This window comes from Proteus sp. fly-1067 (assembly GCF_040139345.1).
Classification (GTDB): Bacteria; Pseudomonadota; Gammaproteobacteria; order Enterobacterales; family Enterobacteriaceae; genus Proteus; species Proteus vulgaris_B.
This window is the reverse complement of sequence record NZ_JBEEUL010000001.1, coordinates 745,798-761,051: the sequence shown is the minus strand read 5'-3', so window position 1 is coordinate 761,051 and position 15,254 is coordinate 745,798. Positions and strand designations below refer to the sequence as shown.

Sequence of the window (15,254 nt, the reverse complement as noted above, 5' to 3'; positions counted from 1 at the left end):
GAGTTATTCCTTCTTATCATTACAATGATGGTTATTTCCACGAAGCGGCAAAGTGGTTTTTTGTCGGCTACCTGTTTGCCAGCATTTCAAGACATGACGTAGTGACCAGCTAAAAGGATGGCCTTTTGCCGGTGTATTAATTAAATAATGGCATTCGCCTTGTGGCGTTAAATGGGCGATCAGTTTAAAACCAGGGCCAAACGTATATGGCTTAGTTTTAATGGTGTCGTTATTCCCTATTTGAGATTGCGTTAAGAAGTCTGCATTTTGTCGTGTCGCGTGAACAGTTTCACGATTGCCACCTTGATAGAGATAACGTCCAGTTAATAGACGATTAAGCCATAAGGGTTTTTTGATACTATGCTGGAATTCAACATAAGGGCGTTCCATTTTTTGGCTAGCGATTAACGCACTGGCATAGGTTTCACGAATTAATATGGGGATCTCTTTTTCTTCAAACAGCCAATCTTGAAGATGGTATTGCAGAATATTGAGAATACTCCAGCGACAACTTGGCCAAAAATCCGTATACAGAGCACGTGTTCCTCTTTTTAATACTTTGCCTAATACCTTGTCAGTAAGATGTTGAGTCCACACATCAAAAAATCGTGAGGCATTTAATTGTTGAGTATCGCCATCCCACTGCGAAAGGATTTTATCTTCAGGCACATAAGGGAGCAAAAAAGCGAGTGCTTGTTGGGCAAAAACATCTTTTTTATCATCTTGGATTTGGCAAAACGTCTCAACAGTATGTTTTTTTGTTTGCTGAATAAGCGCTTCAATACGCAACGCTCTTGTCGGTGGATGCCAGCGATTAGATAGTGCAGGTTTTCCATTAAAAAGAGACTCGCTATATTGATTGGCATAAAGAACATATCCCCGTTCAGGGTTATATTCGGCGGGTAAATCATCAAAAGGAACATAACCTTGCCACTGATGTAATGGCTCCGTTAGGCTTAGTACTAAACTACCAATTTCACGATCACGCTTAGGAATATATCCCATACTCTGTAAGCCAATGTCACCGTAAATATCGGCATATCCCACCATCATAGGGGAATTTTTTACATGCTTTAAAGCCTCTCGAAATGATGTCCAGTTATGGCATTTTGCAAGCTGATAAAAAGTAATATCGCCACTTGGATCATCTAAGGCAGGCCAGCGTAAAAATAGACCATAGCCCGCTTTTTCAGACATTAAGCGACCTTGTGAATAATCATAAGTGACGAAAGTATGTTGACGCTTTGAGGTTAAACCAATGGTATGTGTTCTTTTGGTTAATGCCTCCCATCCATTGATGGTTTCGACCTTCTCATTTTTTAAATCAACACGCCCCCAAAATAAATCTTGGTTATCCGCCATAATACCGACCATTCCCCAAGCTGCATGAGAATTACGCCCCACAATAATGCCTGGTGAACCAGGAAAATGTGAACCCATTACGCTTAATCCTTCGTCGCTTTCTAAGCGACATAACAGATTAAAACTAGGGTTAACATGTCCCATATGCGGATCGGCTGCTAATATCGGTTTACCCGATGCGGTAAACGAACCATTCACTGCAATCACGTTAGAGCCCGTATCAGGCGAGGCTAATCCTAAGTGCTGTAGGCCTTTTAGCCCTTCTTTAAACGCTGCAATCACTTCAGGGTAATATTCCCCCTGTTCATTTAAAGGTAATGGTGGAATTTGATGGCCTTCAAGACTAAAGGTAGATAAAAGTTGTTGATGTTGAGATGTTGTAAGCCGATTTGCTAAACGAGTATTAAATAACTCATATTGCCATGCTGAGTTAATAAAGTATTTCAATTGCCCTAAGAGGTAGCTATCTGTCGTGGTAAATTTTTCAGGTTGGTAACGCAATAATAAGCATTCTATAGGTCTGATTTTTAAATCACTAATGGCTTGATTTATACCTGCAATATACGCAGTGATATGTTGAAACTGTGTCGCCTGCCAGCTATCCTTCGGTGCATTTTTATCGTTAAGCTCTGCAATTTTAGCTAACTCTACTAATCCTAATCTACGTTGAAAAATATCTGTTCTAAGCGCACCATTTCCCATTACTTCACTTAAGCGACCACTAGCAACTCGACGAGATAAGTCTAGTTGCCATAAACGTAAATAGGCTGCGCCATAGCCTTGCCCATAAAAAACCGCATTATCCGTATCACCTTTTATACTTAGCAGTTGCTCCGTCTCTAGTGACAATGTCACGTCACCCCATTGTGAAGTGAGCGTCCTTGGCTTCATTTTGGCTCCTTATTCATCAATGTGTATTGGTTAGCAACGCTTTGGGCATAATCCTTAAAGTCATTTAATGATTCTGCTGCTGTCCATCCTAATAGTTGCTCTGCCTTATAAGATGAATAGGTATAAGTGCTTCCATCCATAATACGTAGTGCTTCACAAGAAAGTGGCATGGTAAGACCTAGCATAGATAATCTATCCATCAACCATGCTAATGGCCGCAAACTACGGCGATCTTTTGCAGGTAGTGGTGGTGTTTTTTGTATTTCACTTAACAGTGTGAAAATTTCAGGCATAGAAAAAACATCACCTGTAAACAGAACCGTTTCTTGTGGTTTATCTAAGGCCAGTAATCGCAATAATCCATCACATAGTTTTTCAACATGGCAAAGTTGAAAGGTACTGTTTGTGCTGATTTGAAAAGGAATTTTTTTATTGAAAAAAGCAGATAACGTCTGTGCTAAAACGCTATTGTCACCTTCACCAAATACACCACCACAAATCGCAATTTTAATTGGCATTCCTTGTTGCTGGTGACGCTCGACTAATGCGTGAGCGATTTGCTTAGTTTCTTCATAATAACTGCGAAAATAACCATTGTGGCGATGAGTCTCATCAAGTAATAACCCCTTTGTTTCCCCTAATGCTGCCGTTGTGCTGGTATATAAAACCTGAGAGATTTGTGCTTTTTTGGCTTCATTCAGTAAATTCAATGTGCCAGTGACATTGGTTTGATACATTTTTTGATGTTCTGAACGTGTCGGTGCAATGCCTACTCGATAATCAGCAGCTAAATGAATAATGATATCTTGTCCACTCAACGCTTCTCGGTAGGTATTCGGTTGCAATAAATCACCTTTCACCACCTTAGTACCGTTTGGTAATGCTGGACGATAAGAGTGATTTTTATGAGTTTCGCGACATAATATCGTTAATTCATCACCAAGTTCTGCAAGTTTGGGCAATAAGTAAGAGCCAATAAATCCACTAGCACCTGTGATAAATATTTTCCGTTTATTCAATGTTGTTATCCTTCTTTACTCACAAAGAACACCAGTGCAGACAATATAAAAAAGCCGTCATGCGTTGCTGTCATTGGGCGAGAATGCATTGTGCCAATGGGGCAATAACGAGTGAAACAGTAATTTTGTAGTGAAAGTGAAGAGAGAGAACCGTGATAAGCCAGTGTTTGTAAGCGTGCAAACCACTCTTTTTGGGCTAATTGCAAATGATGTTCCACAGAGCCAACAACCAATTGAAAGCCAAAGTTGAGCCAATATTGAGGCATAAATCGGGTGTGATAAGTGACTGCCCAACCTGATTTTGCATCATAATGTGTTGGTTTTTCATTATTGAGTAGCTCACGAGACAATGAATACTCATGGGCTTGTGCCATTTGTTGAAGTTTTAAAGCCTCTGGTAATGGCGGTAATGTGGGTAATGCGATAGAAAGTTGCTGATAGAGTTGTTCTGCACCAGTTTTATTCTCTAATAAAATAAAACGAGGTGAACTACAAACCTGTTGCCTAAACAAGCACACATCATTTAACACCAAAGAAATATCAGGTAATGAATCTCCCAAAATAGCCATTCCACTTATTTTTGGGCCCAACTCAATCAATTTAATATGTGCTGGTGTTATTTGGCGATAATGCTGAATGAGTGCATCACTACCCGCTAATAAAATGGCTTCAACACCTTCAAGAACAAGCTCATCATTTTGATTTTCACTCGACCAATTTAGAATTTCACACTGTTTTTCATTTAATCCTAAATATGCCCGTAATGAATAAAGCCATTGTGTGGATAATCGTGCTTTTATTCTGATGGGGCTACCAATTAAATAGCCTGCAAGTAAGGCTTCTAATGTACCAAGGGGATCTTTTTCAGAGACGACAATTAATAATTTATTGGGCGCACGCCAATTTTTATTTCCTAACTCATTAGCCACTTTTTGTGCTAGATCATCGCTATAAGCCCATTGTTTTAAACGTTCAAGGCAGAATTTTTGCGTTAAGATATCATCAGAAAATAACCAGTTTTCATTAAGGCAGTGTATTAAACACAGTTTAATGTTTGCTAAACGAACAAGTATAGCTTCTATCATTTTATCTGTGCAGCGCAAGTGCCCTCTGGTGAAGTTACTCTTCCAATATAATGAATATAGGGTAACGAATGACCACAAGCGCATTGTGTTCCCCATATTCCTAAATCTTGGGTTAACAGACGTTGAGAAGGCAGAGAATCAAAAAAAGGATTCTCAAGTTGAATAAATCCTGTTTTACCTTCTGGTGCCCGATCACCTGTTTCATCAATAATGGCAAAACGAGAATAAGCTGGAATGTGGAAATGCCCTTCACTGCAACTAATGTAGTGTAGAGGATGCTCTGTCATGCCATAAATATCACGAATATCAACATTAGGAGCGTGTAAGGTTTCTTTTAATCCTTGGATAATATCTGGTCGTTCAAGCCGCTTTGTCATCCCTTTCCATCCCCCACCCGTTAAGCCTTTAATCGGTGATAACAGCGTGAAGGGTTCTGGTCGGCTTAAACATAAGTGTTCAAAAAAAAGGGTTAACCCAAGAATATAAATAGGAGCCGGATCGTTCGCCCAACGTTGTAATGTTGACCATGCGAGTTTTGTATCAAACTGGCCTTGTTCTGATACCGTAAAAACAAGCTCTTTAATCGGTGCACATTGGGTGAATTTTAAGAAAGCAGTGGCAAAACCAGCATGATCGCCAGATTGAGGATCAGGTGATAACATCAGAAAATGGGCTGGGTTTGTGGATATTAGGTTATTGTGATAGAAAATCTGTATCATTGCCGTTTCAATGCGCTTTAGGCTGTTCTCATCAAAGAAAACTTGTGTTTTTCCTTGTTGTCCCGTTCCTGAACTATTTAGCCAAATACCATTACGATGTGTTGGCGTCGCTAAATCCATGGTTTTAAATAAATTAACGGGGATAACCGGCTGAGGCATTTTTTTCCACAGCGATTGATAATTAGCATTATATTGGCGATGCCAGATATCTGCTTCATCCATAGATGCAGTAAAAAGAGCATCATCAAAACTATCAACAGCATAAGGTTGAGTAAGATTAACTAAGCTATCAATTTTATGACGCTGTTTTTCTGACATGATGTATCCTTACATTGATAAAGGTTATATCAACATAGTCAGCAATTATTTTTACTTATTGAATGTAATTATTCTTAAAATAGGAAAGATGTGATTATATTTCACTATTCTTATGTTTTATATCACATTGTTTTATCTAGATTGAATAATCATTATTTGATAAATAGGTATTTCCGCTTAAAAATAAAGAGAACACCTTAAAAATAAAAGTGTTCTTTCTTATGGATTATGATGAGTGAATTGCTATTTTGCGTAAAAATAGCTGAGCTTATCCATTAGCTTTTCACGAACGTTATTGGAAATAAAACTGGGAATTAGAAAAAAGAGATCCATTAGCGGCAATACTGGGGATTTCAACCAGACAATTAAACCGCGCTTTAGCATATTTAGTGAGTATTAAAGCGATTACATTAAAGAACAAATCGATAACGGTATTAGATTGTGAATGCTTATCCTACATTGATAGCTCCAAATGAATAGATTGTAAATGATAGGTATTTAATTAAATATCAATCAATTACCTCATTTCTATCTTGTTCATTTTTTTTGTTCCCTTAAAGCAAATGTTTTAAATGGTAATGAAATAAACTTAAGCTACAATTTAATAAACCTGCTGGAATAAATATAAAAAACTCACCTTCATATCTTTAATTTATTTTAAAAATAAATAGTTATCTGTATTACGAATAAAGCACGGTACGCTCACGCCTTTTATTTAACAAAGGGTTAATTCCTTTTAAATAGGAAATCAAAAATCATGAATAAAACTTTCGCGTCTGAAATATTTATCAATGGTGAGATCCATACTCTTGATAGAGAAAATCCTATTGCTCAAGCGATAGCTATCTATCAAGGTAAATTTCTTTTTATTGGCTCAAATGATGAAGCGATGCAGTTTCAAAATGCAGAAACAAAAATCATTGATCTAGAAAACCACGTTATTATTCCTGGGCTTAATGACTCACACCTGCACCTCATTCGTGGTGGATTAAACTACAATCTAGAATTACGGTGGGAAGGCGTGCCCTCTTTGTCTATTGCCCTTGATATGTTAAAGGCTCAAGCTCAAGTGACACCGTCACCGCAATGGGTACGTGTTGTTGGAGGCTGGAGCGAGTTTCAATTTGCAGAGCGTCGTATGCCAACGCTAGACGAAATTAATGCGGTTTCTCCTGATACGCCAGTTTTTGTATTACATCTCTATGACAGTGCATTGTTAAATAAAGCGGCACTGCGTGCGATTGGTTATACCAAAGAGACACCAAACCCACCGGGTGGTGAAATTCAGCGTGATGAACATGGCAACCCTACCGGATTGTTGATAGCAAAACCTAACGCTATGTTGCTCTATTCTGCATTAGCAAAAGGCCCTAAATTACCTCTTGAATATCAAGTCAATTCAACTCGCCAATTTATGAGAGAATTGAATCGTCTTGGTGTAACTAGCGCCATTGATGCAGGGGGTGGTTTTCAAAATTATCCTGAAGATTATCAAGTTGTTGATGAGCTCGCTAAGAATAATCAATTAACTATTCGTATTGCTTATAACTTATTTACCCAAAGGCCAAAACAAGAATTTGAAGATTTCCAACAATGGACATCAATGGTATCACCCGGTGATGGTAGTGATTTTTATCGTCATAACGGCGCAGGTGAAATGTTGGTTTTTTCTGCGGCTGATTTTGAAGATTTTTTACAGCCAAGACCTGATCTTCCTGAAAATATGGAAGCTGAATTAGAAAAAGTGATCCGTCATTTAGTTGAACATCGCTGGCCATTTCGTTTACACGCCACTTATAACGGATCCATTAGCCGAATGTTAGATGTCTTTGAAAAAGTAAATAAAGATATTCCTTTCGATGGACTACATTGGTTTTTCGATCATGCTGAAACTATCAGTGAGAAAAATATTGAACGTGTTAAAGCGCTTGGTGGTGGATTAGCAATTCAACATCGTATGGCATTCCAAGGTGAATATTTTGCACAACGCTATGGCACAAAAGCACTAAAACAAACACCGCCTGTCGCCAAAATGCTAAATGCACAAGTTCCTGTTGGATTAGGTACAGATGCAACTCGTGTTGCTAGTTACAATCCGTGGACAGCGCTTTATTGGTTAGTTTCGGGGCGTACTGTGGGTGGTATGCAAATGTATGATGGTGATAATCGTTTAGACAGAGATACTGCCTTAATGCTTTGGACTATGGGGAGTTCATGGTTCTCTAATGAACAAGGTAAAAAAGGTCAAATTAAAGCAGGTCAACTTGCCGACTTTATCGCCCTTTCTGCTGATTATTTTCGAGTACCAGAAAACGAGATCAAAGCGATTGAATCACTTTTAACGGTAGTAGATGGCAAGATCGTGTATGCAAATGGTGCATTCTCATCGTTAACACCGCCATCTATTCCGGTATTGCCGGATTGGTCGCCTGTGATCAAAGTCCCAGGTCATTATTCTTACTTACAACAAGAGACAAAAGCTGCGGTTTTAAATCAGTTACATCAATGCTGTGGTGCTTGTCATGTTCATGGACATCAACATGATATCGCTCGTCAATCATCTATTCCTGTTTCAGATGATAATGCATTTTGGGGCGCTTTAGGTTGCTCTTGCTTTGCATTTTAATATTTTATAATAACGATGGTCGGTAATTATTTACTGGCCATCTCAAATAAAGAGAGATGAGACTATGGCAACGCAACGTACTTCCGCATGGTCGCCCTTACGTAATCGTATTTTTTTCGTATTATGGATGGCAACGCTATTTTCTAATATTGGGACTTGGATGAATGATGTGGGTGCCGGTTGGTTGATGACAAACCTAAGCCCTGATCCCGTTATGATTGCAGCTATTCAAGCCATGACAACATTACCTGTTTTCTTATTGGCACTCCCAGCTGGAGCCATTGCTGATATTTTTGATAAACGAAAATTGCTTATTTTCGTCAATATTTTGATGCTCTGTGCCGCTTCATTATTAGCGGTTCTTGTGTATTTCGACGTTATCAGTATTGGCTGGTTATTATTAATTACCTTTGTTTTGGGTTCTGGCGCGGCGTTTTTAGGCCCTGCATGGCAAGCGATTGTACCAAGTATTGTCGAGCCCCATGAATTAAAGTCAGGTATTGCCTTAAACAGTATGGGAATTAATATCAGCCGTGCAATAGGCCCCGCACTTGCAGGTATTTTGATTTCTCAAGTTGGCCTTTATTTACCCTTTTTACTTAATGCCTTGAGCTTTATCGCCATTATTCTTGCTGTCTGGTGGTGGGAAGGTGAGAAAAAAGAAGAGGAAAAACTCCCCGCTGAATCTGTTGTTGCCGCGATGATCTCCGGTTTACGCTATGCGCGTTATAGCCCTGCGCTGATCAAAACGATTATAAGAGCGGCCAGCTTTTTTATTTTTGCGAGTGCTTATTGGGCAATGTTACCGCTAGTCGCCCGAGTTTCACTACACGGTGATGCGACATTATATGGATTACTAACAACTAGCATTGGTATTGGTGCTGTGATTGGCGCATTTAGTTTATCAACATTGCGTGAAAAATTGAGTACCAGCACATTGATTGCTATTGGCACCGTGGGTACAGCATTGGTGTTATTTATTTTCGCCAGTGCGACTTCAAAATATCTTGCTATTTTCGCAAGTATGCTCGCTGGATTTAGCTGGATAATCACCCTTTCCACATTAATGGTCTCTGCACAGACAGCCTTGCCTAATTGGGTTCGTGCGAGAGGTCTAGCACTTTATTTAACGGTGTTTTCAGGCTCGATGGCATTAGGCTCTCTTGTTTGGGGACAAATCGCTTCGCATACTTCAGTAACGATAGCTTTGCTGTGCGCAACGGTTGGGATTATTTTAGTTTGGTTATGTGTTTTGCGTGTCAAATTAGAACATGACAACATCAACTTACAGCATTCAGAACACTTTATTCTTGATGATGGACTTATTGAGATCACAACGGATAAAGGCCCTGTGTTAATTACTGTAAATTATCAAATTGAAGCAATTCACAGTGAGCAATTTCTCAGTTTAATGAATCGGCTAAAAACAGTTCGTTTAAGAGATGGCGGTTATTCATGGGGATTGTTTGTTTCATCTGATGCTATTACGGAAAATAACACTCAATCTTATATGGAAACGTTTATGGTGGCTTCTTGGGCTGAACATCTTCGTCAACATGATCGCGCGACAATGGATGATAAACAATTGCAACAACAATTAGATAAAATAATCAGTGCCAAAAAAGTAACACACGCTTTTTCTGCTTTTTCACCAAAAAAATAACCACATTAACCATTCATACATCTTATTTGTATTTATTTCGATCAATAAGGTGTGTGAGTGGTTTTATGTTTTCTATCCTTTCATTGCCTCTCATCCTACTTTCTTGTACTCTGCACCGCTTCTTACCTTGAAATTAATAATACGTATTTGAGAAAATCATGACAGGACATATTTCTAAAGATCCGCTACATGGCGTCACTCTTGAAATGCAAGTAAATGCGCTGGTGGCTAAATATGGTTGGGCTAAATTAGGTCAACTTATCAAGATTAACTGCTTTAGAAGTGATCCTAGCGTGAAATCAAGTTTGAAATTCTTGCGTAGAACCCCTTGGGCACGTGCTGAAGTAGAAGCGCTTTACCTAGATTCTCTTGAAGCCGATATTGATGATGTGATTGAAGTTATCGATAGTCCTGATTGTGATCCGTGGGCGAATAGTAGAAAGAGGTAGGCGTTTTTATTTTTCTTTTACTTGTCTGATGCATCTTAACTATGAAGATTATGCAATAAAAAATATTTAATTAATCAATAGATTTACATTAAAAATATAATATATTTATTGCATAATAATAAAAGAGCACTTCATGTTGATATAATTAAGAAATGCTCTTTATTTTTATAAGTTATGCTATTTTTTTTCAAAAAAAGGCCATGTTTTTCCATATTCAATAAGTTCAGGTGATTTGGAAACTACAGTTAGACAACTACCATCAGGGTGTCTTTTAAGTCTTGTTAGACCTGTATATATTAATGCTAATGTTTTTGGGGTTAAATTGTCATTATCGACAAATATGACTAAAGCTCTCGATTCCCATCCTTTAAAACTATGTAAAGTGGTTGCTTTTATTCGAGTATCACCCATATAAAATCCCATTTTTTGGCGTCTCGATTCTTTATTATCATTAGCATAGGTATGAACAACACTAATACCTTTATTATTTAATTTTTCGACAACTTTTAAACCAAATTCTTTAGAAGCACATAAAAAAGTGATATCTGAGACCGCAAGTGTTTCAGGTATACCAGAAGTCAATAATAAAAATAATTCAGAACAACAAATAGTATCTTCATTATTAGAATCCACTTGAACCCATTTCAAATAACAAGGTTCAAGCTCCATACCAAATTGACTATTTTCAGGTAAAAGCGCTAATTCTTTAGGTAAAAAACGATTAGCAAAGTCCCTTGCTATTTCTATTGTTAATAAAGGTAAACGATAGCTGATATTGAGTTCAGCCCAATTTCCGCTAAAACCAGCACCTTTCATTGATTCATCAGTCCAAGATTTGGCAGTATCATAGATATCTTGGGTTATATCAGCAACTAAAAGCATTTCTCCTGTAGGCTTGCAGACTTTACGTAATACTGACCACCAATTAGGTAAAAAATCCTGCCCTTCATCAACTAATACGGCATCATATTTTATAGACTCATCATCTTCTTTATCTAATATAGTATTAATTAAAGAGGGTAAAGAATATTTTAAAAAATTTTCTAGGTTATCATTTTTCCATAAATCATCGTATTCTTGTGTATAGCCTAAATGCTCACACATGCGTTTACACCAATGATGAAAATTAAGCCAAACAATATCAGAACGCTCCTTTCTTTTTGATTTTGGATATCGTACAGCAATATCCTGCAAGTAGTGTATTAAAGTAATATTATATGTAATAACTAAGATTTTTTTATTTTCATTTAATAATTCAGCAGCTCTAGCTGCGAGTACTAATGATTTTCCTGTGCCTGCAGCGCCACGTATTCTGCGATAACCTGATGGTGTTCTTGTTGTAGCTAAATTTTGTTGTATTTTATCTAGTATAATTGGTTTTCTTTGTGTTTCTGAAAAATCAGGTTCAATTAGCCAATTTTTAATATCCTTATAAATATCCATATTCATTAGTTTTGAATATCTTCTATTTGCCTCTGGGAAAACAGTGCGAATATCACCATTTTTTAGTGCATTCATACCAGAAATTGGACTATAACTAGGATACTTTTCCATTCCTCTAAATTTAAGATTTTGTTTAAATAAATCTATTACATATTTATCATCTGCAAATGGGAATATTACTCCTGCTGTAATAACAGCAAACCCGGTGTTTTTTTCCAAACGTGGGCAATAAAGATTAAATAATTCTTGTTTATAGTTATAAACTTGCTCTATTGGATTTTCTTTTTGTTTGGAAAATTTCACACCATCTTTCTTCGCCCATAAGACAGGTATGCAATTTTCTTTTTCTTCAATGAAATAATCCATTGCAGTGAAATTCCAATCTTTCACTTCAAATACGGCGATACCAACTTTAGGATTGAGTAAGACAAAATCAGGTCTTAATCCATTGAGGTGAGGTTGAATATAGATTTCCCATTCTAATGATAAATATTTATTAAAAAATTCAAAAACTGTTTTTTCACCTTGCGTTAATGGTTGTCGTAATTTATTGAGTTCAGATATTGGTGGTGAGATAAAGCGTGACATTGGGTTCTCATTCTTTATATTATATTCCATTAATTAAAAATAAGGTGATATCAATTAATGCTATCACCTTATTATCTTTAGAATTTTGGTAAATTGCCTAAATTATCACGTTTTGTACTATTTGGTTCGGTTGTAAGATAAACGCTATCTATAACGCGAACTATAGCACCATAACTCCAGTCACCATTTCTATCTTGAATAGCGGTTTGAAAAGAGGCTAATTTTTCATTGATAAGCTCAGCAATAAATTGTCTAGCATTGATTGTGGCATCAATATTTGATTTGCCAGCTTGAATAGTTTTCACATATTCAATATGCTGATTTCCAGCATCCATTTTAATAGCAACAATATAAAAATCCGTCATCTCATTATCCTATGTTTTTTTAACAGAAATAATTAATACACTTTAATAAAATTAAATCAACTGATTAAAAAACAATGTGCTTTGGTATTTTATTAAAAATAACAATAAGATTTAATAAGATAGGAAATAATATGTATTTGTGTAAGTATAAATACCAGTATTCACAATATTGTGATCTAGATTAGTATAATAATTTCACTCATCCCTAAACTCTTTCGGCGTCATACCAAATTCTTTTTTAAAGATAGAATAAAAATATTGCAATGACGGATAGCCACACATCACGGATATTTCTTGTATCGCAAGTGTTGTGGTGGCTAATAAATTTTGAGCGCGTTTGAGTTTTTCCTCATAAATAACCGTATGAATTGTCTTGCCAATTTCCTTTTTAAACCGTTGCTCTAAATTAGAACGCGACATATTAACTGCATCTAAAACTTGTTCTGTTTTTATCCCTTTACAGGCATTGTAATAAATATAATGCATAGCTTGAACAACGGTGGGATCGTTAAATGAGTGAAAATCAGTTGAGCGCCGTTCAACAATTTTAACGGGGGGAACTAATATTCTTTGCTGTTTATCTGTTACATGCCCATCTAGAGTTTGATGTAATAATTTTGCGGCTAAATATCCCATTTGCCGTGAACCTTGCACAACAGAAGATAATGCAATACGGGATAAATAGCGTGTCATATCTTCATCATCGATTCCGATAATGCTTATTTCTTCAGGTACATTAATGTTTAAATTGTCGCATACTTGTAATAAATGACGCGCCCTTGCATCGGTGACAGCAATAATCCCTGTTTGTGGTGGTAAAGTTTGTATCCAATCAGATAAACGATTTTGCGCGTGTTGCCAATTTTCTTGTGTAATATCCATGCCGTTATAAACAATACCTGAATACTTTTCACTGGTGACTAATTGGCGAAAAGCGTGCTCTCGTTCATTAGACCAATGAGGGTGATCTTTGGCGGGTAGACCATAAAAAGCAAAATGCTTAAGCCCTTTCTGTTTTAAATGTAAAAAGGCTTGTTGAACTAATTCATAATTATCGGTGGCGATATAAGGTACGGGAGGATAATTTTTTTCTTGATGATAAGATCCACCTACACCAATTACTGCTAACGATGATTGGCTTAAATGCTTAGCAATAATTGGATCGTCAAAATCTGCAATAATCCCGTCACAAACCCAGTGGTTAATATTATCCAGTCGAGTACGGAAATCCTCTTCAATAAAGACATCCCAATGGCACTGTGAGGCCTGAAGATATTCTCCAACCCCCTCAACCACTTGACGGTCATACACTTTATTAGCATTGAATAACAACACAATACGAAAGTATGTATCTTTTTTCATCTTCGTTTACCTATTCCCCCAAGGCTGGCATTAAACCATAGCTTTAATTTTGTAAGAACTTGCTTTCATCGCTATGTGATTACTATCACACAAGCCAAATTTCGTAATAGCAAAGTAAAAAATAGGAATAACCAATGTTAAGAACAACGAGTATTTTGTTTTTAAACACGATTGCCGAGGAGATTTTTCATGTATCAGAATAACTTTAATAAATTAATTTCTAGGCAAAATACCTATAGCGCAAAATGGTGTAATAGTAACGCCAATGTTATTCCATTATCTGTTGCAGATATGGAAATTGCTGCGCCTGATTTTATTACAAACAAACTTGCTGAATTTAATCACAAGGGAATTTATGGCTATACCGATCTTAGCCATGATTGGAATAACGTTGCCGCTAATTGGTTTAAAAGCCAATATCAATGGATAGTTGCCCCAGAGACGATTGTGTTTTGTCCTCGCGTTATACAAGCCGTTTCACTTTATATCCAGAATTTCACACAAATAGGCGATAAAGTCACAACGCTGTCTCCAGCTTATCACCCTATTAGCAATGCTGTTTGTGTAAATAACCGCGAGCTATTAGAAAGCCCGTTAATTTATCGGGATGGGTATTATGAAGTTGATTTTGATGATCTTGAAAGTAAGTTTAAACAGTCTGCCTGTTTTATTTTACTCTCACCTCATAACCCAACAGGTACGGTATGGCAAAAAGATGATTTATTAAAAATTGCACAGCTCGCACAAAAATATCAGGTCTTTATTATTTCTGATGATGTGCACGCAGATTTTGTTTTTGATGATGCTCTCTATCATCCTATTTCATCTTTAAACAGCTATGTAGAACAGCACTCTTTTATTTGTACATCTCCAGCGAAAACCTTCAATTTAGCGGGGCTAGAGATAGCGAATATTGTGATTGCTAACCCCGAGTATCGTGAAAAATTCAAACAGTGCTTGATTGCTGCTGGTATTCATAATCCAGGATATTTTTCTGTTCCCGCTTTTTTACAAGCTTATACCTTACAAGGCCAACAATGGCTTGGTGAATTAAAAACGTACCTTGCTGATAACCGACGTTGGGTAAAAGAACAATGTGAACGTCACTTTCCCGATTGGGTTGTCACACAAAGTCATGGCACCTACATGCTATGGATTAATTACCAAAAAATGCAATTAACTGAAGAACAACTAAAACATTGGTTTGTTTCATTAGCCGAAGTGGAAATGAGTTGGGGGCGCGGTTTTGGTGCGGTTGGGGATGGTTTTTTCCGCATTAATATCGCGACACCTCGTTCAATATTAGAAACCGTTTTCACTCGGCTTATTCGTACCTTACCTCACGCCAGTTTGGAATAAATTAC

The 15,254-nt window shown here is 37.1% G+C and carries 11 protein-coding genes; 4 read left to right on the top strand and 7 right to left on the bottom strand.

Annotated features, from left to right (window positions below; genetic code table 11):
- Positions 1-3: 3 nt before the first annotated feature.
- Genes ABN217_RS03460 through ABN217_RS03445 form a run of 4 tightly spaced genes read right to left on the bottom strand, consistent with a single transcriptional unit; the run spans position 4 to position 5,394 of the window.
- On the bottom strand, positions 4-2,253 hold the full coding sequence (locus tag ABN217_RS03460; protein ID WP_349459069.1) for a penicillin acylase family protein: 2,250 nt from the start codon (positions 2,251-2,253) through the stop codon (positions 4-6).
- Positions 2,250-3,272, bottom strand: coding sequence for an NAD-dependent epimerase/dehydratase family protein (locus tag ABN217_RS03455; protein WP_349438950.1), 1,023 nt, complete (start codon positions 3,270-3,272; stop codon positions 2,250-2,252). Before ABN217_RS03455 ends, ABN217_RS03460 begins: the two co-directional genes overlap by 4 nt.
- 5 nt (positions 3,273-3,277) lie before the next feature.
- Positions 3,278-4,357: an acyl-CoA reductase gene (locus ABN217_RS03450; RefSeq protein WP_349438951.1), complete on the bottom strand. Its 1,080-nt coding sequence runs from the start codon at positions 4,355-4,357 to the stop codon at positions 3,278-3,280.
- Complete coding sequence (locus ABN217_RS03445) at positions 4,354-5,394, bottom strand: LuxE/PaaK family acyltransferase (RefSeq protein ID WP_349459068.1); 1,041 nt, start codon at positions 5,392-5,394, stop codon at positions 4,354-4,356. Before ABN217_RS03445 ends, ABN217_RS03450 begins: the two co-directional genes overlap by 4 nt.
- 757 nt (positions 5,395-6,151) lie before the next feature.
- On the opposite strand from ABN217_RS03445, the gene ABN217_RS03440 reads away from it, so the two are divergent.
- The 3 genes from ABN217_RS03440 to ABN217_RS03430 all read left to right on the top strand — a co-directional run bounded on the left by ABN217_RS03440 (position 6,152) and on the right by ABN217_RS03430 (position 10,132).
- Positions 6,152-8,020 (top strand): amidohydrolase family protein, encoded by a 1,869-nt coding sequence (locus ABN217_RS03440; RefSeq protein ID WP_196553067.1) that lies wholly within the window; start codon positions 6,152-6,154, stop codon positions 8,018-8,020.
- A gap of 64 nt (positions 8,021-8,084) precedes the next feature.
- On the top strand, positions 8,085-9,683 hold the full coding sequence (locus ABN217_RS03435) for an MFS transporter (RefSeq protein ID WP_072068052.1): 1,599 nt from the start codon (positions 8,085-8,087) through the stop codon (positions 9,681-9,683).
- 158 nt (positions 9,684-9,841) lie between these two features.
- Positions 9,842-10,132 (top strand): VF530 family protein, encoded by a 291-nt coding sequence (locus ABN217_RS03430; RefSeq protein WP_072068053.1) that lies wholly within the window; start codon positions 9,842-9,844, stop codon positions 10,130-10,132.
- Between the two features lie 177 nt (positions 10,133-10,309).
- On the opposite strand, the gene ABN217_RS03425 is transcribed toward ABN217_RS03430, so the two are convergent.
- From ABN217_RS03425 to ABN217_RS03415, 3 genes are all read right to left on the bottom strand, one after another.
- Positions 10,310-12,163: a UvrD-helicase domain-containing protein gene (locus ABN217_RS03425; protein ID WP_196553065.1), complete on the bottom strand. Its 1,854-nt coding sequence runs from the start codon at positions 12,161-12,163 to the stop codon at positions 10,310-10,312.
- 77 nt (positions 12,164-12,240) lie between these two features.
- Entirely contained in the window at positions 12,241-12,528 is a 288-nt protein-coding gene (locus ABN217_RS03420; RefSeq protein ID WP_196553064.1) for a DUF3892 domain-containing protein, read from the bottom strand.
- A gap of 195 nt (positions 12,529-12,723) precedes the next feature.
- Positions 12,724-13,890 (bottom strand): XylR family transcriptional regulator, encoded by a 1,167-nt coding sequence (locus tag ABN217_RS03415; RefSeq protein WP_349440306.1) that lies wholly within the window; start codon positions 13,888-13,890, stop codon positions 12,724-12,726.
- A 189-nt stretch (positions 13,891-14,079) separates the two neighbouring features.
- Between ABN217_RS03415 and ABN217_RS03410 the strand changes: the two genes are divergently transcribed.
- Positions 14,080-15,249, top strand: coding sequence for a MalY/PatB family protein (locus ABN217_RS03410; RefSeq protein WP_349459067.1), 1,170 nt, complete (start codon positions 14,080-14,082; stop codon positions 15,247-15,249).
- The last annotated feature ends 5 nt before the right edge of the window (positions 15,250-15,254 follow it).

Bases quoted from the DNA above. Each gene is read 5' to 3' on its own strand.
- ABN217_RS03460 (WP_349459069.1), bottom strand. From the start codon at position 2,253: ATGAAGCCAAGGACGCTCACTTCACAATGGGGTGACGTGACATTGTCA.
- ABN217_RS03450 (WP_349438951.1), bottom strand. From the start codon at position 4,357: ATGATAGAAGCTATACTTGTTCGTTTAGCAAACATTAAACTGTGTTTA.
- ABN217_RS03445 (WP_349459068.1), bottom strand. From the start codon at position 5,394: ATGTCAGAAAAACAGCGTCATAAAATTGATAGCTTAGTTAATCTTACT.
- ABN217_RS03440 (WP_196553067.1), top strand. From the start codon at position 6,152: ATGAATAAAACTTTCGCGTCTGAAATATTTATCAATGGTGAGATCCAT.
- ABN217_RS03435 (WP_072068052.1), top strand. From the start codon at position 8,085: ATGGCAACGCAACGTACTTCCGCATGGTCGCCCTTACGTAATCGTATT.
- ABN217_RS03430 (WP_072068053.1), top strand. From the start codon at position 9,842: ATGACAGGACATATTTCTAAAGATCCGCTACATGGCGTCACTCTTGAA.
- ABN217_RS03425 (WP_196553065.1), bottom strand. From the start codon at position 12,163: ATGTCACGCTTTATCTCACCACCAATATCTGAACTCAATAAATTACGA.
- ABN217_RS03420 (WP_196553064.1), bottom strand. From the start codon at position 12,528: ATGACGGATTTTTATATTGTTGCTATTAAAATGGATGCTGGAAATCAG.
- ABN217_RS03415 (WP_349440306.1), bottom strand. From the start codon at position 13,890: ATGAAAAAAGATACATACTTTCGTATTGTGTTGTTATTCAATGCTAAT.
- ABN217_RS03410 (WP_349459067.1), top strand. From the start codon at position 14,080: ATGTATCAGAATAACTTTAATAAATTAATTTCTAGGCAAAATACCTAT.